General features: G+C 44.4%; 17 protein-coding genes, 1 tRNA gene and 1 pseudogene. 7 read left to right on the top strand and 12 right to left on the bottom strand.

What is annotated here, in order from left to right:
* Window positions 1–113 (bottom strand): annotated as a pseudogene (locus NDI35_RS08200) (photosystem II q(b) protein); the annotation flags it as partial.
* Between the two features lie 361 nt (window positions 114–474).
* Between NDI35_RS08200 and cofG the strand changes: the two are divergent.
* Window positions 475–1428, top strand: a complete 954-nt coding sequence (gene cofG, locus NDI35_RS08195) for a 7,8-didemethyl-8-hydroxy-5-deazariboflavin synthase subunit CofG (protein WP_445312293.1) — start codon at window positions 475–477, stop codon at window positions 1426–1428.
* Between the two features lie 129 nt (window positions 1429–1557).
* Here the strand turns inward: cofG and NDI35_RS08190 are convergent, their stop codons facing one another.
* From NDI35_RS08190 to cpdA, 3 genes are all read right to left on the bottom strand, one after another.
* Window positions 1558–2334 carry an SDR family oxidoreductase gene (locus NDI35_RS08190; RefSeq protein WP_445312292.1) on the bottom strand — a complete coding sequence of 259 codons (777 nt, stop codon included), beginning with the start codon at window positions 2332–2334 and terminating at the stop codon, window positions 1558–1560.
* A 160-nt stretch (window positions 2335–2494) separates the two neighbouring features.
* On the bottom strand, window positions 2495–3973 hold the full coding sequence (locus NDI35_RS08185) for an alpha-amylase (protein WP_445312291.1): 1479 nt from the start codon (window positions 3971–3973) through the stop codon (window positions 2495–2497).
* Window positions 3974–4163: 190 nt separating this feature from the next.
* Window positions 4164–4943, bottom strand: a complete 780-nt coding sequence (cpdA, locus tag NDI35_RS08180) for a 3',5'-cyclic-AMP phosphodiesterase (RefSeq protein ID WP_445312290.1) — start codon at window positions 4941–4943, stop codon at window positions 4164–4166.
* Window positions 4944–5144: 201 nt separating this feature from the next.
* On the opposite strand from cpdA, the gene NDI35_RS08175 reads away from it, so the two are divergent.
* Window positions 5145–5215, top strand: a tRNA-Cys gene (locus tag NDI35_RS08175).
* A 225-nt stretch (window positions 5216–5440) separates the two neighbouring features.
* Here NDI35_RS08175 and NDI35_RS08170 read toward each other — a convergent pair.
* The 3 genes from NDI35_RS08170 to NDI35_RS08160 form a co-directional block, all read right to left on the bottom strand.
* On the bottom strand, window positions 5441–7930 hold the full coding sequence (locus NDI35_RS08170) for a S8 family peptidase (RefSeq protein ID WP_445312289.1): 2490 nt from the start codon (window positions 7928–7930) through the stop codon (window positions 5441–5443).
* Between the two features lie 19 nt (window positions 7931–7949).
* A complete protein-coding gene (locus tag NDI35_RS08165; protein ID WP_445312288.1) occupies window positions 7950–8960 on the bottom strand; it encodes an AAA family ATPase in 1011 nt (336 codons plus the stop codon).
* Between the two features lie 345 nt (window positions 8961–9305).
* Window positions 9306–9776 (bottom strand): DUF4079 domain-containing protein, encoded by a 471-nt coding sequence (locus tag NDI35_RS08160; RefSeq protein ID WP_333432458.1) that lies wholly within the window; start codon window positions 9774–9776, stop codon window positions 9306–9308.
* 96 nt (window positions 9777–9872) lie between these two features.
* Between NDI35_RS08160 and NDI35_RS08155 the strand changes: the two genes are divergently transcribed.
* The gene (locus NDI35_RS08155; RefSeq protein ID WP_445312287.1) at window positions 9873–11354 is read left to right on the top strand and encodes an ankyrin repeat domain-containing protein; all 1482 of its coding nucleotides are present in this window, start codon (window positions 9873–9875) and stop codon (window positions 11352–11354) included.
* Window positions 11355–11702: 348 nt separating this feature from the next.
* On the opposite strand, the gene NDI35_RS08150 is transcribed toward NDI35_RS08155, so the two are convergent.
* Together NDI35_RS08150 and purH are read right to left on the bottom strand one after the other, a co-directional pair.
* Window positions 11703–12635: a 2OG-Fe(II) oxygenase gene (locus NDI35_RS08150; RefSeq protein ID WP_445312286.1), complete on the bottom strand. Its 933-nt coding sequence runs from the start codon at window positions 12633–12635 to the stop codon at window positions 11703–11705.
* A 300-nt stretch (window positions 12636–12935) separates the two neighbouring features.
* Window positions 12936–14483, bottom strand: a complete 1548-nt coding sequence (gene purH, locus NDI35_RS08145; protein WP_445312285.1) for a bifunctional phosphoribosylaminoimidazolecarboxamide formyltransferase/IMP cyclohydrolase — start codon at window positions 14481–14483, stop codon at window positions 12936–12938.
* Window positions 14484–14958: 475 nt separating this feature from the next.
* Here purH and NDI35_RS08140 point away from each other — a divergent pair, with 475 nt between their 5' ends.
* Complete coding sequence (locus NDI35_RS08140) at window positions 14959–16851, top strand: PAS domain-containing sensor histidine kinase (RefSeq protein WP_445312284.1); 1893 nt, start codon at window positions 14959–14961, stop codon at window positions 16849–16851.
* A gap of 204 nt (window positions 16852–17055) precedes the next feature.
* Here NDI35_RS08140 and glcD read toward each other — a convergent pair whose 3' ends face one another.
* The 3 genes from glcD to NDI35_RS08125 form a co-directional block, all read right to left on the bottom strand.
* Window positions 17056–18531, bottom strand: a complete 1476-nt coding sequence (gene glcD, locus NDI35_RS08135; RefSeq protein ID WP_445312283.1) for a glycolate oxidase subunit GlcD — start codon at window positions 18529–18531, stop codon at window positions 17056–17058.
* Between the two features lie 69 nt (window positions 18532–18600).
* Window positions 18601–19485: a DUF6671 family protein gene (locus tag NDI35_RS08130; protein WP_445312282.1), complete on the bottom strand. Its 885-nt coding sequence runs from the start codon at window positions 19483–19485 to the stop codon at window positions 18601–18603.
* 92 nt (window positions 19486–19577) lie between these two features.
* Window positions 19578–19970, bottom strand: coding sequence for a DMT family transporter (locus tag NDI35_RS08125; protein WP_445312281.1), 393 nt, complete (start codon window positions 19968–19970; stop codon window positions 19578–19580).
* A 123-nt stretch (window positions 19971–20093) separates the two neighbouring features.
* Between NDI35_RS08125 and NDI35_RS08120 the strand changes: the two genes are divergently transcribed.
* The 3 genes from NDI35_RS08120 (at window position 20094) to NDI35_RS08110 (ending at window position 22036) form a co-directional block, all read left to right on the top strand.
* Complete coding sequence (locus NDI35_RS08120; protein WP_445312280.1) at window positions 20094–21305, top strand: glycosyltransferase family 2 protein; 1212 nt, start codon at window positions 20094–20096, stop codon at window positions 21303–21305.
* A gap of 129 nt (window positions 21306–21434) precedes the next feature.
* The gene (locus NDI35_RS08115) at window positions 21435–21689 is read left to right on the top strand and encodes a hypothetical protein (RefSeq protein ID WP_332960837.1); all 255 of its coding nucleotides are present in this window, start codon (window positions 21435–21437) and stop codon (window positions 21687–21689) included.
* Window positions 21686–22036: a type II toxin-antitoxin system PemK/MazF family toxin gene (locus tag NDI35_RS08110; protein WP_445312279.1), complete on the top strand. Its 351-nt coding sequence runs from the start codon at window positions 21686–21688 to the stop codon at window positions 22034–22036. The genes NDI35_RS08115 and NDI35_RS08110 overlap by 4 nt, the downstream gene beginning before the upstream one ends.
* Window positions 22037–22109: the final 73 nt, after the last annotated feature.

Raw genomic sequence — 22109 nt, 5'->3', positions numbered from 1 at the left:
ATCATCAAGACGCCGAACCAACCTACATAAATGCGGTTGTCGGTCGATGTTACCCACTCGCAGAAGCGTTCCCAGACATTGGCGCTTTCGCGCTGCTGTAAGGTTGTTGTCATTTGTTTATGATTGCTTTATTTGGTTTTCAATGTTCGTGACGGCTTTGTGTTCCGCCATGTAAATAAACATAAAGCTTTTATTTCAGTTTGTAAAGGCCTTTTAAGCACAGTTTTTCTTATAGGTGTTATAAATTATGCTTGTTAAAGGCTATAAGGCTTGCTGTATAAGGAGTTAAAAAGCTGAATGCGGAATTGGTGGACGATCGCCCACGAAAGAAGAATACTCATAATCTACCTAAGCAACGAGATTCCGGGCTTGCGTCAGTGTTAAGATAGATGAAGGGTTGCGATCGCAAACCGCAAAACTCCCATTGACATATATATGTTGTTGCACAAGTCCGATCGATAAAAATCCCAAGGAATGTCCCGCAACGTCACCTACAGCCCTGCTTATACTCTGGTTCCCACTTACGAGTGTTATAACCGCTGCACCTATTGCAATTTTCGGGCAGAACCCCTGCAAAGTCCTTGGCTGACACTCGCAGAAGCCGAAAAACAGCTCAACTTGCTGCAAACTCAAGGTGTAATTGAAATTCTCATCCTCAGCGGCGAGGTACATCCTCACAGTCAACGGCGAAAAGCTTGGTTGCAGCGGATTTACGATTTGTGCGAACTGGCACTTGCTCTGGGATTTTTGCCGCATACTAATGTGGGGCCGCTCAGCTTTGAGGAGATGGCACAGTTAAAAGAGGTGAATGTATCGATGGGGCTGATGCTAGAACAGCTTGCCCCAGATTTGTTACAAACGGTTCACCGACACGCACCGAGTAAAGTTCCGGCGCTGCGACTGCAACAGTTAGAATGGGCTGGGGAATTGAAGATTCCGTTTACAACTGGTTTGCTGCTGGGAATTGGGGAAAGTGAGGCAGATTGGATTGAGACATTAGAGGCGATCGCCCGGATTCATTCGCCCTGCAATCACATTCAAGAAGTTATCCTCCAGCCACACAGTCCGGGAAATCAGCAAAGTTGGGACGGTGAAGTTTTTGATGCTACAAAAATGCCCGAAGTAATTGCGATCGCCCGCAGCATTTTACCTCCTGAAATCAGGCTGCAAATTCCGCCGAATTTAGTTGCACAGCCAGAGATATTGCTGGCTTGTTTAGAAGCAGGTGCTAGAGATTTAGGAGGAATTGGGCCGCGGGATGAAGTTAATCCCGATTATCCTCACCTGCAACACCAAACTTTAACAAAAATTTTAGCAGCATCGGGATGGCAACTTGTGCAGCGTTTGCCTGTTTATCCTCAATACGATAAGTGGCTGCCGCAGACATTGCAAACTGCTGTAAAAAACTGGAGAGTCAATCGATTTTAGATTTTATATTGAAGAATTGAGCCTACTGATAAATCCGGGGGCTTGTGACCAAATTGCTTGATTGTCAGTTATTAATTATGGGTAATGGGAATTGGTAGCAAGATTCTTTAAATTGCTGCTATAGAGATTTTAAATCAAAGAACCGCCACCATCAATCCAGACTTCGGTACCTGTGATAAAGCTGGACGCCTCTGATACTAGAAATAAAATTAATTGGGCGACTTCTTCACTAGAACCTGCGGTATTATCAGTCAAAGGAATTATATCTTGAATCGCATCAGGATCGAGTGGAATGTCATCAAGATGGCGCTTAACGGTGCTTTCCTCAATGGCAGTTAGCACCGCGCCCGGACAGATAACATTGACTCTAATTTGGCTGGGCGCAAGTTCTAGCGCCAGCATTTTCGCTAAAGCTACTTGGGCAGCTTTGCTGGAAGCGTAAGCTGTGGCCCCCACTTTCCTGAAACTTCTGGTGCCATTAATCGAGGATGTAATAACGATGGAACCTCCTTGTTTTTTTAGATAAGGAACAGCATATTTCACAGTCAAAAATGTTCCTCTGAGGTTGGTGTTAATTGTCTTGTCCCACTCTTCCGGTTCTATTTCTTCTATCGGCGACCATACACCGTTAATACCTGCATTTGCCAACACAATATCAATTCTTTGATATTCGTCAATAATTGTTTGAAATGCCTGTTGCATTTGCCGAGAATCCGCCACATCTGCTGCAATCGCTAGCCCGCAGCCTCCTTCTTCGACCAACTGGCGGACGGTTTCTTGCCCGGTCTCTAAAGTGCGATTGATAACAGCAACTTTTGCGCCTTCCTTGGCAATTAAAATTGCTGCAGCACGACCAATTCCCGACCCTCCGCCAGTAATAACGGCAACTTTTTGTGAAAGTTTCATAATTTTTTATGTAAAATAACATTATACACGATCGCATACCATAAAAATAGGACTAGAGAGAGCTTTAGTCCTAACTATACACAGGTTTTAGTCATCAAAAAGATGAAATCAAAAAGTAAAAAGATATCTTGCTTTTTACTTTTTGCTGTTAACACCGTCCTTACGGCTGCGGCACCCAGACAGAAACTGAACCGGCGTTACACCTAAAATCAGCCCAACCATCCTCATTCGTAGTGATGGGTTCTTGGATGTGTTCGGTGATGTCAATATAAGTTCGATTCGGTTGTCCGACTTCCATAAACTTGGTGCCATCGCCTCCGTTACTGAGTACAACAGCCATGCCGCCCGGATGTTCTTCATTACCGAGTCGCGTCCAGCCAATAGTGTTGGCGTGGTCGAAGTAATCGTACTGATTGCCGTAGGAATAAGTTTGGCGCGCTAACAAGAATTTATCTACCATAAACTGATGTTGGTCTAACCAAATCTCGTATTCATTGCCATCATTTGCTTTATCCTTATAGTTAGCGCCGTAATAATCCGGGTAAAAAATGCACGGATATCCTTCGCGCCGCAGCAGAATTAAAGCGTAGGCAAGAGGTTTAAACCAAGCCTCGACAACTGATTCTAGGGATTGTAAGGGCTGAGAATCGTGGTTATCAACCAAGGTAACGGCGAGGGCGGGTTGCTGTTGAACGAGAGTGTTATCAAAAATTGTTCGCAAATCGTAGCTATTACCGGCTTTGCTAGCAGCGTGGAAGTTGTAGTGAAGGGGTGCGTCAAATAAGGCTACTTTACCCTTCGTTGCTTCTAGGAAGTAGTGCAAAGCTTCCACTTCGTAAGACCAATATTCGCCGACGGCAAATAGGTCGCGTTGGGCATAGTGGCGGACGTGTTCCAACCATTCTTGGAAAAATTCTGCTTTAACGTGTTTGGCGGCATCGAAGCGAAAGCCGTCAACGTTTGTTGTATCGACATACCACTCACCCCAGTATTTTAATTCCCCGCTGACTTCTGGGTGGTCCATATCTAAATCGCAACCCATCAGGTAGTCATAATTGCCTTTTTCTAAGTCTACTCCTCGATCAAATTCTTTGCCTTTTAGCAGGTAAACTGCATGGGCATCTGTGTTGTAAGTGTTGTAATCAATGGCGTCAAAATGCCACCAATGCCACTCCATGCTGGAATATTTTTTGTCGCGACCGGGAAAGGTAAAATGCGTCCAAGCTTTGATTTTTTGATATTCGCCTACTGTGGCATTGCGGTCATCGGGATGCAAGGGTGTGGCTTCTGCTTCTTCTTCTGCATCTGCACCTAATTTGTGGTTGAACACAACATCGGCATAAATCCGAATTCCTGCATCTTGGGCAGCTTTAATCGCGGCCAAATATTCATCTTTTGTCCCGTATTTCGTGCGTACCGACCCTTTTTGGTCGAACTCGCCTAAATCGAATAAGTCGTAGACGCCGTAACCCACGTCCGTACCGCCGCCAGTTCCTTTATAGGCGGGTGGCAACCACAGAGATGTAACGCCGATTTTCGCTAAATCTTTTGCAGATTTCGCTAGCTGATTCCACAGGCTGCCGTCGTCGGGGCTGTACCAGTGGAAATACTGCATCATGACGCCATTGGCTTCAGACATATATTTAGTTTTTCCTATTTTGTAATGTTGCTAGATAGATTTTTGTTGGTTGCCGAGCGCTCTAGCTGTGCCTGCAATCTCTGGTCTATAAATATCATAATAGATGGGGCTGGTAAAGACAATCTATCTGTTGATGTATTGACAGCAGAAAATGAATTTGATAATAATTATTTTAGGCAGACACAAAAAATTAATTTGGTCGGGATGGTGCGATAACTCGCTCAATTTTTGTGCTCCAAGTACCGTCGATCGCCAATTCAAGCAATCTAAATCCCGGCGGGATTTCGTCAACTATAATCGGATGGCTTTTGGGTAAAAGTTGGAGACAGGTACTGGGCGTTCCCAAGTAGGAAACTCCGCCCCGCTGTTGGTGAAATTCTTGGTGAATGTGGCCGCAGAGGACTATTTTGATTTGAGGATATCGATCGACAATTGCCAAAAATTCATCGGCATTGTGCAGCATCATTCCATCCATTATTTCACAGTCGATCGGCAAAGGATGATGGTGCAAGGCAATGATAACAGGTCGCTCGCCGGTTTGTTGCAGTTGAGAGTCGAGCCAATGCAAGCTTTCTGGGGAAAGCCGCCCGCCGTCGCATCCGGCTTCCACACTCGAAAGTAATAGAAATTGCCAGTTTCCTAGCATCCATGATTTTTCTGGGGAAAGAGGCGACTGATTTAAGATTTCTGCCATGACTGGGATGTTGTCGTGGTTCCCAGGTATCCAGTAGGCGGGAATTCCGAGGGGGGCGATGAGGGAGACGAGGCGCTGGTAGGATTCGGGTGTTTCGTCTTGGGACAAGTCGCCTGTGAGTAGGAGTAAGTCGGGCGGCGGCTGTATCTGTTGCAAGCGATCGAGAACTGCTTCGAGGGTGCGGGTTGTTGAGAGGCCTTTCCATTCTCGATCGATCTCTGCAAACAAGTGAGTGTCGGTGATTTGGGCGACGAGTAGGGGAGAAACTGGTGTCATGGCTGGTGTTGCGGGTCGTTGCTATAGTTCTAGAGTACCTTCCCACAAGGGTTTTGGGGATATGGGAAAAAAGGGCGATTCCCTACCCTTGGGGAACCCACGCGCGTTGGGGATAGCTGCGCTTTACGAAATTTTTGACAGGTATGTTAAAATTTTCGAGATTTGGTGTACTATAAGAAAACGTCAAATTTCAGACGTGACGGCGGCATAGCCAAGTGGTAAGGCAGAGGTCTGCAAAACCTCCACCCCCAGTTCAAATCTGGGTGCCGCCTTTTTTAATTTGTGTTAGATGTGGGGCGATCGGCAAACCTTTCGAGGGTTGTGGCGAAATTTAATTCTTTAAGACTGAGGCAAAAAGCCGGTTTCTTAACCTGATTGCGTAATTTTAGGTTAAGGATGAGAACGAGAAACCGGCTTTTTATGTTGATAGTGTGTCCCGGACTGTTCTTGTCTCTTATGCTATTTTTTCATGGTTACTCTCACTACTCCATCACCTGTTAAACTCTTCCTCGAATTCTCTCTCTTGGTTCTATCTGGTTTTTCATACGATTATATAAATCAACTGTAGGATCGGAATGACTAATGCAAGCAACTAAGGCATAACGTTGTATTTCAATTTCATCGGGTTTGGCCCATTTACGGTTACAACTTACAATTAGGGTCATGTTTCCTTGATCGTATTTTGTGGAGCGATCAAAAATTTCTACTTGCCCCCTTTGTATTGTTCCTTTTTTCCGCACAGTGGAACTAGGAGACAATGTGACTTCAATACCAGCGCCATGTTTTTCCTTTAACTTTGTTTTTGTGTTGTCTGGAGACACATCAGGCAAACTTGTCTTGGTAGCCGTTTCATAAGCATTTCTAACAATTTCGCGATCGATGCCTTTAAAAAGGTCGAATTCCATCGTGATTCCTAGATATGAGTCTCCACGAGTCGGACGAGTTGGCGGGTCAAATGCGAGGGTAATGGACAATATACGAGTGCCTTTTTTCTTCAGGAAATCAGATGGCAACTGGGGAATTTCGTAAATATGAAAACTTCCTACTTTTATCGAAATATTATCCTCTGATAGAACAACATAGTTTTCGGCGGAATACATTGCACGTTGCAGGTCAGGCTGACCATAACCATAGATTGCTAGCTGGTTATTAATTGTTTTTGTCTTTTCACCCTGAAGCTGCCCACTTTTACATTGAAATTCGCGCGGAATTTCTTTAGGAAGAAGCGCAGAGTTGACAATCAGCGCCCGAATCAAATTAGAGCTAGCATCCGGGTATTTTGTGAAAAGTTGAGCAGCAAGGTTAGCAACACGAGGAGCAGCAAAGCTTGTACCGCTACAGAAGTGAAATAAAGAACTGTTGTAATGTTTGGATAAAGTCAGAAGAGAAACTCCAGCTACAGTATGCTCCAATTCACGCACTTTAGGTAGACCAAGGCTTTCTCGATAACTGAGGTCTAATACTAAATCTCCACCGAAGTCCACAAGATCAGGCTTAATCATTCCATCTACCCCAAAGCCAGTTCTAGTGAAATAAGAGGGGTATCCTGGTAGTTTTGCAATTGGCTGAAGACGAACATCAGAAGTGTTTGTTGTGATACTACCACGACCAAAGGATAAAGAACCAACAGTCAGTGCAATTGCAGAAGTAGCTGGATCAATAATTCGAGCGTTTTTGTTCAACAGATAATTTGGATAATCATTCCGCAGTTGCTCATATTTTAATTTTTCATGGAAGTTATTTCCTGCTGAAATCACAAAAACAATGTTTTTATGTTGGTATTGATAAGCAATTTCATCGATCTTTGCAGCTAATCGAAACTGCTTCAGACCATCTCTGTAAATTTGGTCAGCGTTACCCAGTGAGATATTGATTACTTTGCAATTGGGATACTGTTCAACAAAAACACGAATGGCTTGATCGAGTTGAGTTTCTACGAGAAGATCCTCATCATATTGGTTCTCGTCGTTTGTCACACGAGCAGAAAATAGCCAAGCTGTTGGATCAAACGAACGCTGTTTAATGCAATTCTCAACATCTCCATAGATAGCAATTCCAGCGACATTAGTACCATGTCCATTTACATCGTCAGGGCCACCTTTTATGAATTGCCGGTTTGCATCTGGGAATACTTCAGCTTCACCCAAGACTGGAGCAATCAACGGATGACCACGCTGTACGCCAGAATCTATCACAAGAATGCCACAATTATCTTCAGGTGGGGAAACAACTTCTGGAAAACTAACAATTGGTAGATTATAATCAGCAGTGCTTTCAAATGCAGGTTGGGGAGGGCGATCTATTTCCTTAACAATTTTCTCTTCTAGCAAAAAGTCTAAAACTTCATGATTGATTTTAATTCGCGCTATACATAGGTATTCACCTATGTAGCGATCGCTCATTATCATAGGAGCAGTATCACTGGACAAGTATTCTAGCGTTTCGGTAATATCATCTAAATACTTTTTCATTTCTTTGCGATCGCCTGTGTGCCACAGTTCCAAATCTAAGGCCGCAAGTTCATCTGATTCTACAGGCTTTAGCTCCAATAGACGACCAATGCGATCCTCACGTTCTAGAGGAACTACGTCATCAATTGCTCCTAAATATTCATATTTAGGCCCATCTGTAATTTGACTGTAATTTTCTAACCTTTTTTTGAATTCTGTTAGCTGATTATCAGATGAAAAAACCACAATAGCTTTGTTGGGTTCACGCGCTAAACAATTAAGTCCTGTTAGAGTCACCAAATCATCTGAAATATAACCTTGTTTAGCCATTTTCAGCTTAAAAATTAATTTGGGATCGAGACGGAAGGGATTATTTTTTTCCTTGACAGGCTCAGTCAAGATGGCAATTTGACCCAATAAATGCTTACTATGTTCACTAATATTAGGGCGTTTGTTACCGCCAAATCCAGGCTTCGAGCGTCTAGGTAATTCGATGTTTATTCTAGGTAATTTCAAATGTTCAAACTTACTTACCATTAGGTCTAGACGTAAATAATTATTTTGAGTTGGCTATTATACTTTGTCTGTCTAAAAAACGCCCGATCGCAAATTCTAAATCATCTGCCGTCAAGGTACGTTCCCCTCGCAGAACCACAGCTTTAATCGCATCAGAGCAGATCCGCTCTATATCTGCTCCAGTAGCATTCTCAAGCCGAGCTGCAAAACTAGATAGATCAATAGCAGTATAACGGATCGCAGACAGATAGCGACTCAAAAGAGCCGTCCGCAGTTCAACTGTTGGATTATCAAAGAAAATAACTTCATCAAAGCGTCGCCAAACAGCACTGTCCAGTAGTTTCTCGTGATTAGTAGCTGCGACAAAGATACTTTGATTAGTCGCATTATCTATGAGCTGTAGTAAGCTATTCACTAGGCGTTTGACTTCGCCGTGTTCATTTAAGTTATCGCGATCGCGGGCGATAGCATCAAACTCATCGAACAAAACAACCCACTCACCGTTTTCAATGTAGGTGAAAATTTTCTGAAGATTAGTGGCAGTTTGACCCAAGTAAGAAGAGAATACCGCTGTTAAGTTTACATAAACAAGCGGTAGCCCCAACGCACTGGAAAGGATTTTTGCGGTTTGAGTTTTGCCGCAACCAGGTGGGCCGCAGAAAAGCAATTTGTTTTTGGGTTTCAGGTTATAGGCTACAAGGATGTCTTGCTTGCGGTTTTCAAGGACGATTTCTTGAAGGATATCAACAATTTTTTCACTGAGCACGATGCGATCCCAAGTAAGATCGAATCGTTGTACATTAAGCAAGGAAAGTCCGGTATCCTTATCTTTAGGAGGTTCAGGAAACTGATTCCAAGGTGCCAAATTAGCAGCTAGAGGTTTGGTGTATTCACTCCCGTTTAGAAGCAGCTTTTCTAGATCTCTAGCAAGTAAGACATGATTTTTATTTTTTTCTTCTTCAATAATTTCCCTAGCGGCAGCCAAAAACTCATCTCTTTCATTGTGAGAGAAGCTTCTGAATAGTTTTCTGAGGGTTTCGCCACGCGCCATATCTTGCAACAAGAGTTTAATACTCTACATACCTTCCTTAATTAAATATAGTCCATTTTTCCTAAAAAGTCAACATTTGAAATACTGAGTTTTATGTATTGATTTTCTGTCGCTGCGATGTTTGATTTTATCTATAATTAATAACTTAATTAATCTGAATGAATTATATTTTATACAGAATTGTCAGATTACTTTACCGCTATGTTATAAGGAATGATAAAAATTTAATTTTATTGTAAAATAATCAACCACTCGTCCTTATACGTTAAATAGAAATATGACAATTTAATTGCTAATCACTAATCGCCCCAAGGCAATTAGCAATTAGCAATCTTGCCCAACTTATCACATTTTGCTGATAATTCTTTGCAGGATTTCCACGCCTGATACCGCTTGCCAGCCAAACAGCCCTAACAGCACAATATTCAGAAAGATGTGAGTGTTTCTCGCCCAATCATTGCCTTTTTGCATCAAAGGAGTCAGCGAGGCTGCGATCGCAATTATTGCCATCATTCCCAACCCTGCTAGCAAGTGCGGCCCGACAAATAGCTTGCCGTTGTTGATGTAGGTGACAGCCATCCCAACGATCGCAACCGTAACCATCAAGGCTAACAGCAAAGAACCCATCTGGTGATGCTTGACGTTAAATTTGCCCTTAATTAACTCTTTTTTGAGTTCGCCTTCCGCACTTCTGGTACGTCGGATTTGAATGCCCAGATACAAAGCATAAAATGAGATGGCCAGCAGTACCCACATTAAAATTGGGTGGATGAATTGGCTCCAAACTTTCACGGACTGAGGAATTTCGAGATTCATAGTGTTCTGAGGATTAGCAAACATACTTCATAAAACTTAGCATACCAGTCAGTCCGTCTCGTGCGACGGTACAAATATACGGTATGAGAGACTATTATGCCTGCCACTAAACAAGACGCTGTATTGATTCAAGCCGCCAAGACTGGCAACATTATTCACGTGCAAGCTTTACTCGCTAAGGGAGTTGACGCTAACGCCAAAGACTCTGAGGGGACGACGGCTTTGATGTTTGCTGCCCAAAAGGGCTATACAGAAATCGTGCGTGCTCTACTAAACAATGACGCTAATGTCAACCAGGTGAGCAGGCGTTTTGGGCTAACAGCTTTGATGCTGGCGGCGGCTCACAAACAGGCTGACTCTGTGCGGCTGTTGCTGGCGGCGGGTGCTGATGTTAATGCTAAAAATGATGATGGAAGTACGGTTTTGATGGCGGCTTCTCTCAAGGGCGATATCAATGTTGTGCGGATGTTACTTGATGCTAATGCTGATGTAAATCTGCGAGATAAAGATGGAGATTCTGCTCTGAAAATAGCTGCTTTATCGGGTCATGAAGCTGTTGTTAAAGCTTTGGTGGATGCGGGTGCTGTTGGTGACAATTCTATGCTGTTTTTAGCTGTCCGTCAAGGAAGCGCTGAAATTGTGCGAATTTTGCTCAATTGTGGGGCGGATGCTAATGTTAAAAATCTAGAGAGCAAAACTGCTTTGATGCTGGCTGCGACGGTGGGAAATTTGGCTGTTGTCGAGGCGCTGTTGGCTGCTGGTGCTGATGTCGAAATTCCCGACAAAAACGGAGAAACTGCTTTAACTTTGGCTGCGGATTCCGGCAATACTGATGTGGTGCAAACTTTGCTTGGTGCGGGTGCTAATGCGAATGTGAAAAATGGAGATGGGGGCACGGCTTTGATGGCCGCGGCTGCTGGAGGAAATGCGGCGATCGCCAATATCTTACTCGATGCTGGCGCGGATATCAACGCTAAGGATAAAGATGATGAAACTGCTTTGAATTTTGCCGTGGTTGAAGGCTGCGAAGATGTGGTGGAATTGCTCTTAAACCGAGGTGCTAGTGTCGGTTCGAGAAATCGGTTGGGCGATACGCCTTTACTGGTGGCGGCTGTTCACGGCCATAGTGCGATCGTATCGGCTTTGCTGCAAAAAGTAAACTCAAATCCCGCTGATTATCTGAATGCTAAAAACTTTGGGGAGACGGCTTTGACGCTGGCTGCGTTTCACGGACATACCGAGACGGTGAAGGCTTTGCTTGACGGCGGTGCAGATCCCAATGTCCCGGCGGATTTGGGAAAAACTGCATTAATGAAAGCCTGCGATCGGGGTTATGTGGCGATCGTCCAATTATTAGTCGAAAAAGGTGCGGATGTCAACTTGCTCGATGATTCGGGCGCAACCGCTGTAATGTGGGCTGCACATCGGGGTTGTGTCGGTGCTGTACAGGTTTTAATTGATGCTGGTGCAGAATTAAACCACAAAAATCCGGGAAATTATACAGCTTTAATGCTGGCTGAATTTAAACGTTATTCCAGCGTGGTGAAATTGCTCAAAAGTGCTGGAGCACTGGAGTAAGAATGAAATCGTTTTGAGTAAGGTAATTCTGTCATTCTGAGGGTAGGCTTTAGGAAGTGAAGAATCTCAGATATCGGGACTTACGCATTGTAAAGGTGTGGCAATAGTTTGAGATTCTTCGCTTCACTCAGAATGACAAAATTAGGTGATTAGTGCGTCCAGGACGATGAATTATATCAATTTCGGCTGCGCCGCAAGGATATCAAATACGCGCTTCATCGTCGGGCGTAAAGTCGAATCAAGCTGCCAACAAAAAAATCGCGCAATTTTCATTTTTTGGACTCACAGTCAACAGTCAACAGTCAACAGTCAACAAGCATTCCGGTGCAACCGGAATCGATATTAACCTCAATTTGCTTTGCGTACCCAGCCGTTAATAGTAAAGCGGCTATCAGCAAAAGCTTTTGAGGGACAGCTAACTCGCAAAACTTCGTGCATATAGCGACTTAGAAAAAATACGATGCTATTATTGCGCGGTTCAACAGTTCTAAATGTCTGGTCAGCGACATAAAAATTGTTCTCGATTTTGCTGTCATAAATCTGCAATTCGCCACCTGAAAAAGCCTTGGGTTCTCGATAGAAATAGTAAACGTAAGTAAAAAATCGGCTGGCGGTATCTGGCGAGCCACTGTCGTTGTGAAGTTTATAAAAGTTGTTGTCATTGTGCATGGTTAGCTGAGCTTCTATCTCACCCAGGGGAAATGACGGAATATTTAAACTTTTCAGCACGTCGGGGAGAATTCCTTTGATGCGATTAACCATCAGTTCGGAAAATTCGGGGAACGAGTGGAGTACCATCGAACGGCGGTAATCTTCGGCATTGGTGGAGGTGCTGGTACTCACAAATTCTGATTCTTTTGCTAAGACATATTTAAGGAGTTTGTTTTTTTCAGCAGGTGTCAAAAAGTTGTCTATTTGGGCATAGCGAGATATTAAGTCGTCATTTACAGGCGGCGCAGGGGCGGGAATTTCTGCGGCGGGAATTTCTACGGGAGTTGCAGGCTGCTGCGCTTGCAGTTGCTGCAAGTAAATTGGGGGTTCGGTGACTAATCCGACTAGGTGTTCGCCGGGAAAAAAAAGGGTGGAACGCCCGTCGTCTATGGGGATTTGAAATAATGGCGAAAAACTGAGTGTTTGTTGAGTGCGATCGACTAATGTTTTGATAAGGCTGTGGAATAATGGTGTATCAGATTTGAGCGTGACGGTGCACTGATGTCCGCCAGTGAGCAGGATTTTGACTTTTACGTCTTCAGGTTTAATTTGCGGTTGAGTGTAAGTCATAATTTTTTAAGGACGCAACTGGGAATTTGGTACGACATAACAGTGTTGATTGGTGTCATAGCCTTCCAGATCCCCCCTAACCCCCCTTAAAAAAGGGGGGGACAAGAGTGTCTAAATTCCCATTAATAAGGGGGGGACAGGAGTTTTCTCAAAGTCCCCCTTTTTAAGGGGGATTTAGGGGGATCGAGACTTAGAGTAAAACCAGAGATACAATGAATTTCTGACTTAAGTTAAAACCAATAAACACTATTGTATCCCTACAATAAAATACACAAGTGAGAATTGCTTTAGGTATGATTCCTAATGCAAGAAGTGGCGGATATCAGTGAAAACCATTGTGATTCCGAGTTGGTTGGCTGCTTCGATGGAATCTCGATCGCGCATACTTCCGCCGGGTTGGACGATCGCAATTATGCCCGCCTCAGCCGCAGTTTTGACTGAATCATCGAAGGGGAAGAAACCGTCGCTGGCCAAAATCGCTCCTTTGCTTTTGTCTCCTGCTTGTTCTAATGCTAGTTTAACTGAGCCGACGCGATTCATTTGTCCGGCGCCGACACCGATTGTAGTGCGATCGCGCGTCACAACGATCGCATTTGATTTGACGTGTTTCGCTACTTTCCAAGCAAACAGCAATTCTTCCAACTCTCCCGCCGTCGGCTGTTTCTCGGTAACAATCCGCCATTTGCTAGTTTCTTCTACTATATTATCTGAGTCTTGCACCAGCAAACCGCCTGCAATTATTTTAACAGTTTGTGGCGGCCCTTGAGTCAAATCTGGCAAAATTAATACTCGAACTTTCGCCTTTTTCTTGATAATTTCTTCCGCTTCTGGTTCGCACCCCGGCGCGACGATACATTCTAAAAATGTTTGAGTTAATGCCGTTGCGGTATCAGCATCAATCGGGCGGTTGAGGGCGACAATTCCGCCGAAAGCTGAGACTGAATCGGTGTCGAAGGCTTTTTGATAAGCTTCAGAAATAGTTGTTCCCAAGGCTGTGCCGCAAGGATTTGTATGCTTCAGAATAGCGGCGGCGGGTGTGTCGGGGAATTCTACGATCAGCCGCCTTGCTGCTTCTAAATCTACTAAATTATTGTAGCTTAATTCTTTGCCTTGCAGGATGGTGCTAGTCGTCCAGCCTGTCGGTGTAGTTCCGCTTTGATACCAGGTGGCGGCTTGATGGGGATTTTCGCCGTAGCGGAGAGTTTGCAACTCTTTTCCTGATAAATTAAACTGCTCTGGTAGCGAAGATCCTTCAGCGGATTGGCTGCTGCTGAGATAAGTTGCGATCGCGCGATCGTAGTTGGCTGTATGTTTGAAGGTTTCTAGGGCGCATCTCTGCCGAAACTCTAAGGATGCTTCGCCGCCATTTTCCCGCAGTTCTTTTAAATAAGTATTGTACTGTTCGGGGTCGCACAAAACTGTCAAATGAGCGTGGTTTTTGGCGGAAGCTCTCAGCATCGCCGGCCCGCCGATATCTATCTGCTCAATTGCGTCGGCTAGAGTAACTCCTGGTTTAGAAATTGTCTCTTCAAATGGATACAAATTGACTACAACTAGATCGATCGCCCGAATTTGATTTGCGGTTAAATCTGCGAGGTCTTCCGGTACATCGCGGCGCGCTAAAATACCGCCGTGGATTCGTGGGTGAAGTGTTTTGACTCGCCCTCCCAAAATTTCGGGAGAACCAGTATATTCCGCAACTTTGGTGACTGGGATGCCTGCTTCTTTGAGGGCCGTTGCTGTCCCGCCACTACTAATTATGTCAAATTCAAATTCTTCTACTAGACTGCGCGCTAAGTCGATTAGTCCGGTTTTATTGGATGTGCTCAGAAGTGCTAGACGTGCCATTGGTTTGAAGTTGCGATCGCAAAAATAGATAGGTTATATTCTATATCACATCTGCCTGCAGGGAGATGATTTGATAATGGCTAATTATGATTATTTTTAATAAAACAAAGATGAGTTCGCTTATTTTTGACCATATTTTTTGTCAAACTTATATAATATTTTATACTTACCAGTGGCTTCTAAATATGTAGAACTTGCGCGTGGAACTGGTTATTTTGTGAGTGCGAGGGGGATTGAAGCCATATCCAGCTTGCACAGTTCGTGTCGCTACGTAAGTGTCAATGTTGTTGAAATTACTTAATAAAACTTAATAGATAATTATAGTGCGATCGCTCTTGAATTTTAACGATGTTTTATGATGAATTCTAAAAGTAATGTGCTAGCATCGGGTGTAAATTGCTCCCTCCCTAAATTTCCCGGAAAATAGGGCGAGCGCAATACGTTAATGTCAAAAATAATTGGGTAGGGTAGAAATATGTTTTTTCAAGAAGCCGATCCAGAAAATAAAGTCAGTAATATTAGCAGGAACCACAAAAAAACTGCTCCCAATCTGACCAATAGAACAGGCTACCAACAGATGACAAAAAAAAGAGCCGAGACTTCGACCGAGGCAAATATTTCCGAAGCTTATAGTCTTAGCCTGTGCGAATTGCAGCAGATGGAGCGAGCAATGGAACAGCTAAAGCAGGATTTGAAAGCTAGCGAATCTCGGTTTCGGAATGTGATCGAAAAAAATGCCGACGGCATCGCAATCGTCAACAAGCTAGGACTTATTTGTTTTGCCAACCCGTCAGCAGAAGCGCTGTTTAACTGCACTGCTGAGGAACTTCTAGGGCAAGCATTTTTTGGCAATTTAGTAGTAGAAGTTTCAGCTTGCGACCTTGAGATGGCGACGGATATTATTCCCCAAGTTGGAAAAACAGAAGCACCAGGAACTCGCGTCGTGCAAACAGAAGTTGAAGCTATTCGCAAGCAAAAAGCAAATGCTGTAGTAGAAATGCGGGTGGTGGAAACGGAATGGGATGGAGAAATGGCTTATTTAGCTACGCTGCGGGACATTACCGATCGCAAGCGCGCAGAAGAAATGCTTTGGTTGTACGATCGAGCTATAGCAGCTAGTAGCACCGGATTTACGATTTATGACGCCACTGACCCAGAACATCCAATTATTTATTGCAATCCCGCATTTGAAAGCATGACCGGTTATCGGCGGCAGGAAATTATCGGAAAAAACTGCCGATTTTTGCACGGAAGCGATACTGATCCGGCGGCAGTAGAAATAATTCGCCAAGCCTTGCAAACAGAAAGCGAATGCAAGGTAATATTAAAGAATTATCGCAAAGACGGAACCGCTTTCTGGAATTGTTTTTCAATATCTCCCGTGCGCGATAGACTGGGGAAATTAACTCATTTTATTGGCGTACAGAGAGACATCACTGAGCGCAAAAAAGCCGAAGAAGCCTTGCATATTTCCGAAGCACAAAGCAGAGAACAAGCCGCTGAACTAGCAGCCACACTTAACCAACTCAAAGCCACTAATTCCCAATTAGTTCAAAGCGAAAAAATGTCTAGTTTGGGCTTGCTACTGGCTGGCGTAGCTCACGAAATTAACAACCCAGTCAGCTTCATTTACGGCAATCTCACTCATCTCACAAATTATACTCAAGACTTGTTTCACCAACTCGAACTTTACCAAAAGCATTATCCCCATCCAGTCGCGGAAATTCAACAGGCAAGAGAAGAAAATGAACTAGATTTTTTAGCTGAAGATTTACCTAAAATACTCTCTTCAATGAGCGTTGGTGTCGAGCGGATTTGCCAGATTGTGCAGTCGCTGCGGAACTTTTCGCGCCATGACGATTCACAGATGAAACCCCTTAACCTCCACGAAGGTATTGACAGCACGCTGTTAATTCTAAATCACCGTTTGAAAGGAAACGGAGAAAAGCCGCCAATTCAAATTGTAAAACAATACGGAGAATTGCCGACTGTTGAGTGTTTTGCTGGGCCGATAAATCAAGTTTTTATGAATATTCTCAGCAATGCGATCGATGCCCTAGATGATGCTAACAGTAGGCAAAATTGTCAAGAAATGCCAGAAAATCCCAGCCAGATTAGGATTTGTACGGAAGTGGTCGGCAATTTTGTAGAAATTAAAATAGCCGACAACGGGCCGGGAATAACTGAGGAAGTCAAGCAGCGGATATTCGATACATTTTTTACTACCAAACCCATTGGCAAAGGCACGGGAATGGGGTTGTCAATTAGCTACCAAATTATTGTAGAAAGACACAAAGGCGAATTATATTGTACTTCGGAATTGGGCAAGGGTACGGAATTTACTATCAGACTTCCGCTCCAACATTAGCCCACGGTGTGCAATCTGCACCTTACCAACTTGAGATATAGGCAAGGAAGCGAGCGGGACGCTCGCACTCATAAAAAACGATTTTTCTCGTTTTTTCTCGTTCCCAGCCAGAGTCGGGGAACGCATATTTAGAGGCTCCGCCTCCCCATTGTAGAGACAATTTCAGGGTGCTTTTATGTTCACATTACCTGCATAAATAGGAAATTAAAAAACCTCCACACCATCCAACTTCTTAAAAGTTTCAACCTTAGCCCTCGCCGCTTCCCCGCAAGTCTTCGGCGTCGGAAACATCTTCCCAGGATTCGCCAAACCTTTCGGATTAAACACCTGACGCACCCACTGCATCGTCTCCAAATCTACCTCGGAAAACATATCCGGCATAAAACACTTCTTGTCAGCACCGATGCCGTGTTCCCCCGAAAGACTTCCCCCAACTTTCACGCAAAGCCTGAGAATTTCTCCGCCCAACTCTTCCACCTTTTCCAGCGCACCTTTTACCGAGTTATCGTACAGAATCAGCGGGTGCAAATTTCCGTCTCCCGCGTGAAATACATTGGCAATTCGATAACCGTATTTCTCGCTCAAACCCTCAATTTCTTTCAAAACATAAGCCATTTGCGTTCGTGGAATTACGCCATCTTGCACGTAATAATCCGGGCTGAGATGACCCGCCGCCGCAAAAGCAGCTTTCCGCCCTTTCCAAATTTTTAGGCGCGTTTCCGGGTCGCTTGCCGTGGTGATATTTCGCGCTCCGTTGTGCTTGCAAATATCGGCAATCCGCTGTTTGTTTGTGGCAACTTCCACTTCTAAACCGTCGATTTCTACGAGGAGAATTGCCGCCGCATCGCGGGGATAACATCCAGTTGCCACCACATCTTCCACAGCATTGATGCTGATGTTATCCATGATTTCCATGCCGCCGGGAATAATACCAGCGCTGATAATATCGGAAACCGATTCGCCCGCTGCTTCTATACTGGAAAAATCCGCTAGGAGAACGCAAATCGATTCTGGCGCTTTGAGAATTCGCAAAGTAACTTCTGTGGCGATTCCTAAAGTGCCTTCGGAACCGACAAATACACCAGTTAAATCGTAACCGGGCATTTCGGGAATTTCACCACCGACATCGACAATGGAACCGTCGGGAAGTACCAATTTTAATCCTAAAACGTGATTCGTTGTGACTCCGTATTTGAGGCAGTGAACTCCGCCAGAATTTTCCGCAACGTTGCCGCCAATCGAACAAACAATTTGACTGGAAGGATCTGGCGCGTAGTAGAAACCGGCGCCGCTAACTGCTTGCGTTACCCAGTTATTAATTACTCCCGGTTGCACGACTACTTGCTGATTTTCTAAGTCTACTTTCAGGATTTTTCGCATCAGGGCAGTGACAATCAGCACGCAGTTTTCTACAGGCAAAGCGCCGCCGGAAAGGCCGGTTCCTGCGCCTCTAGCCACCCAGGGAATTGAGTTGCGATCGCATATTTTGACCACTTGCGCCACTTCCTCCGTAGTTCGAGGCAATACCACGACGGCGGGGCGCTGGCGGTAGCTGGCGAGTCCGTCGCACTCGTAGACAATCAATTCTTCGCGGCGCTGCACGACGCCATTTTTGCCGACTACAGCCTCGAATTCTTTAATAACGGGTTTCCAGTTGCGTTCTGTTTCTACGGCTATCATTAGTGATTTTTATTAGGGAACTATCAATAATATTGTTGCAAATTTTACTATTTTTGTGCAATTATTTTTCTAAGGGTTGCAATATTGACACAGGGAAGGATCGGCAGTCTCTCGACCGTCGGGAAATAGTTTTTCTTTAGTATAACCGCAGTTTTTGCATTTATAGATTGCCGATCGCACTAGCTGAGTCGGAAAATAGCAAAGTCCGCAGGGCAATCCGATTTTCGTCTCAGCAATATCGAATCCCGGCCAACCGCACTCCGGGCAGAATTGCTGGAATTTTTTAACTAAATCCAGAGTTGCATTTTCGATGTTTTTCATCCGAGTTGGATTGTACATCGCCCGCATATCTGTTTCGATGTGAACTCTGCCAGTTGACGATTTTCTTAAGCCTGCTGTAACCGCGTCAAAAAGTTGTTTTTCTGTCCTAATCCCCTTGACAATTTCGCCGTTACCGAGTGCAGCATCGCCAACTATAACCACCAGTGCGTGTTCCGGAAATCCCGCTTTTTTAGCAAAATCATCTGCTTCTTCTATACTGGAAACTAACTGGTGACTGTAGTTAGTTTCAACGGAGAAAGAGTCGCCGATTAGTTCTAGATTGTTTGCTCGATCTAATAAAATTACGATTTCTCTGTTAGCTGGCAGATACGGCATCATTGGGTGAGGGCCGAAAGTGCCTTCGCTGGCAAAGGCAAGAGTTTCGCCGGCAATTTCTAGGGCTTTTTGTGCTTTATGGCGAGCCGCTTCTATTTGTGTTCCTAAGCGTTTAACTTCTCTGGTGAAGGTGCCGAAAGTGTCCGTGTCAAGCTCCGCAGGTACTAGGATATTTACACCAAATTCTCGTTCTAAAACGGGAGCCATTACCCGTTCTTTTTGGTGCATGGTAGCAAGAACTGCGGTGCGATCGCTCAATAATTGATGGGGATTCACAGGCTCAGAAATATTAGACATACAGCAGCCTCATTTCATAACAGAATGCTCAAATACACCCTTTAACCTAAGTTATCAATTCAGCACTCAAGCGTCAATCTTAAAAGCGATCGCTAGTTGCCTCCAGTCACTCCCCCAGCTTGACCTCTGAGTACAAAAATTACTCCTGTCATAATTAGCCCCACGCCTACCAACCGCAGTGGCGGCAAAGGCTCGTGAAATATAAGTTTGCCGCCTAAAACAGTAAACAGGTAACTAATTGACAGTAAAGGTGAGACTACGCTAAGGTTTGCCCGCGACAGAACTACTATAAAGCCGATCGAAGAAATTGCATACAAAGAAAGACCACTTACTATCAACGGCTGAGTAGCCATTGCTATAATTTTTTCTATTAAATTAGCAGCGCCAATGGGCCCTAATATTTTAGCTCCTGCCTTCAGACTAAATTGACCTGCGACGCCGCACAATATTGCAGCAAGCAATAACAAAAAAACGCTTCTATTCATAAATTTACTAACCTATAGTACAATCAAAAATTGCCGTTCCCAAAAACCTGAAAAACTATAATTAAGTTTTGTTAGGTTTTATTCACCACCAATATTTTAAGCAGAGATACGGGAAAATCAAGTATGGTCGATCGCGATCGAGAGTCGAACAAATATATGGCAGAGCAGACCAACCCAAACGGAGAATATACTCTAGAACTATCGATACTCATGCCTTGTCTGAACGAAGCAGAAACTTTAGAAATCTGCATCGAGAAGGCACAGAAGTCCCTGCGCGAACTTGATATTGCCGGCGAGGTCATCATAGCAGACAACGGCAGCACTGACGGTTCTCAAGCTATCGCTACCAGAATGGGAGCGAGAGTCGTGCCCGTAGCAGCCAAAGGCTACGGCAGCGCCCTGATGGGAGGCATCATCGCAGCGCGCGGAGTTTATATTATCATGGGCGATGCTGACGACAGCTACAATTTTTCCAACCTCGGCTTTTTTGTCAACAAATTGCGAGAAGGTTTCGACTTAGTAATGGGAAACCGCTTTCAAGGGGGCATCAAACCGGGTGCAATGCCGCCGCTGCACAAATATTTAGGAAATCCGGTGCTGACATGGGTTGGGCGGCTATTCTTTGCAAGTCCCGTCGGCGATTTTCACTGCGGACTCAGGGGTTTTAGGAGAGACTCAATTTTGAAACTCGACTTGCAAACAACGGGGATGGAATTTGCTAGCGAAATGGTGGTCAAGGCCTCTGTATACAAGCTGCGGATAACTGAAATCCCAACCGTACTTTCTCCCGACGGCCGCAGCCGCCCGTCGCACTTGCGAACTTGGCGAGATGGCTGGCGGCACCTCCGATTTTTGCTGCTTTACAGTCCTCGGTGGCTGTTTTTGTATCCGGGTACTGCGCTGATGATTTGGGGTCTAATTATCGTGGTTTGGCTGTTGCCCGGTACTCAAAAGATTGGTAGTATCAGCTTTGATGTACACACGCTGCTTTATGGTGCGATCGCAATTATCATCGGTTTTCAAGCAGTAACTTTCGCTTTTTTCACCAAAATTTTCGCCATCAGCGAGAAATTCCTGCCCGAAGACCCCAAACTCAACAAAATATTTCGCTATGTCACCCTAGAGACAGGATTGATTGTGGGAGTCACGCTGATTTTACTCGGAATAGTTGGCTCCTTCTTGTCATTAACTATCTGGAGCGAAACGGCTTTCGGTTCTCTCGATCCTTCTAAAACTCTGCGTTTGGTTATTCCCTCGCTCACTTGCCTGACTGTTGGTTTGCAGATGGTTTTGTCCAGCTTTTTTCTCAGCGTGCTGGGGTTGAAGCGTAGGTAATAACATTAAACTTCCTGCCAACATTTTTCAAAACTAAGTTGCCATGCAGTGGAAGATAAGGGCGATCGCACTTCCTTCGATCCTAAATTGCTATAATGACAATCAGCAAAAAATCTTAATGAAAAATCTATGTCTACTTATAGCGAGGTACTGAGTCAGGCTCAAAATCTCACTCTTGAAGAGCAACAGCAACTGTTAGAAGTATTGTCAGCATTGGTTCGCGATCGGGTAACAACCCAAACTCAGGGTAAACGATCGGAAATTGATGCAGCACTGATTGAAATGGTACAAGATCCAGAGTATCAAGCTCAAGTGCTACAGATGGAGGCTGAGTTTGCGGTAGCGAGTTGGGAAGCGTTGCAATTGGGAGAATCTCCTGTATGAACCGGGGAGAAGTCTATGATGCTAGACTTGAACCTGTTGAGGGTTCTGAACAAGGAGGAACCCGTCCTGTTATCATGGTTAGTCGAGCTACAATCAATACATATAGCCCTGTAGTTTTGGCTATTCCCTGCACTACTTATCAAACTGGTAAACGAGTTTATCCCACTCAGGTATTAATTAAAGCTCCAGACGGTGGATTAACCAACGATTCTATCGCTATGGCCAATCAAGTACGGGTATTATCTAAATCTCGTTTATTGAGTTTACGAGGAATGCTGAGTGAGGAAGCAATACTTCTGCTGAATCAAGCTTTATTAATTGCGTTGGATTTGCCTGGTCAAGTTTAATTGCACTTTGGGGAAGAGATGGGCGATCGCACTTTGGGAAGATCAGGGCGATCGTACTTTGGGAAAATAAGGG

This window comes from Microcoleus vaginatus FACHB-2002 (assembly GCF_040004035.1).
Lineage (GTDB): Bacteria > Cyanobacteriota > Cyanobacteriia > Cyanobacteriales > Microcoleaceae > Microcoleus > Microcoleus vaginatus_C.
This window is presented reverse-complemented; position numbering and strand designations above follow the sequence as displayed.

What these genes read in the sequence shown, in the direction of transcription:
- cofG (WP_445312293.1), top strand. Translation starts at nt 475, where the DNA reads ATGTCCCGCAACGTCACCTACAGCCCTGCTTATACTCTGGTTCCCACT.
- NDI35_RS08190 (WP_445312292.1), bottom strand. Translation starts at nt 2,334, where the DNA reads ATGAAACTTTCACAAAAAGTTGCCGTTATTACTGGCGGAGGGTCGGGA.
- NDI35_RS08185 (WP_445312291.1), bottom strand. Translation starts at nt 3,973, where the DNA reads ATGTCTGAAGCCAATGGCGTCATGATGCAGTATTTCCACTGGTACAGC.
- cpdA (WP_445312290.1), bottom strand. Translation starts at nt 4,943, where the DNA reads ATGACACCAGTTTCTCCCCTACTCGTCGCCCAAATCACCGACACTCAC.
- NDI35_RS08170 (WP_445312289.1), bottom strand. Translation starts at nt 7,930, where the DNA reads ATGGTAAGTAAGTTTGAACATTTGAAATTACCTAGAATAAACATCGAA.
- NDI35_RS08165 (WP_445312288.1), bottom strand. Translation starts at nt 8,960, where the DNA reads ATGGCGCGTGGCGAAACCCTCAGAAAACTATTCAGAAGCTTCTCTCAC.
- NDI35_RS08160 (WP_333432458.1), bottom strand. Translation starts at nt 9,776, where the DNA reads ATGAATCTCGAAATTCCTCAGTCCGTGAAAGTTTGGAGCCAATTCATC.
- NDI35_RS08155 (WP_445312287.1), top strand. Translation starts at nt 9,873, where the DNA reads ATGCCTGCCACTAAACAAGACGCTGTATTGATTCAAGCCGCCAAGACT.
- NDI35_RS08150 (WP_445312286.1), bottom strand. Translation starts at nt 12,635, where the DNA reads ATGACTTACACTCAACCGCAAATTAAACCTGAAGACGTAAAAGTCAAA.
- purH (WP_445312285.1), bottom strand. Translation starts at nt 14,483, where the DNA reads ATGGCACGTCTAGCACTTCTGAGCACATCCAATAAAACCGGACTAATC.
- NDI35_RS08140 (WP_445312284.1), top strand. Translation starts at nt 14,959, where the DNA reads ATGTTTTTTCAAGAAGCCGATCCAGAAAATAAAGTCAGTAATATTAGC.
- glcD (WP_445312283.1), bottom strand. Translation starts at nt 18,531, where the DNA reads ATGATAGCCGTAGAAACAGAACGCAACTGGAAACCCGTTATTAAAGAA.
- NDI35_RS08130 (WP_445312282.1), bottom strand. Translation starts at nt 19,485, where the DNA reads ATGTCTAATATTTCTGAGCCTGTGAATCCCCATCAATTATTGAGCGAT.
- NDI35_RS08125 (WP_445312281.1), bottom strand. Translation starts at nt 19,970, where the DNA reads ATGAATAGAAGCGTTTTTTTGTTATTGCTTGCTGCAATATTGTGCGGC.
- NDI35_RS08120 (WP_445312280.1), top strand. Translation starts at nt 20,094, where the DNA reads ATGGTCGATCGCGATCGAGAGTCGAACAAATATATGGCAGAGCAGACC.
- NDI35_RS08115 (WP_332960837.1), top strand. Translation starts at nt 21,435, where the DNA reads ATGTCTACTTATAGCGAGGTACTGAGTCAGGCTCAAAATCTCACTCTT.
- NDI35_RS08110 (WP_445312279.1), top strand. Translation starts at nt 21,686, where the DNA reads ATGAACCGGGGAGAAGTCTATGATGCTAGACTTGAACCTGTTGAGGGT.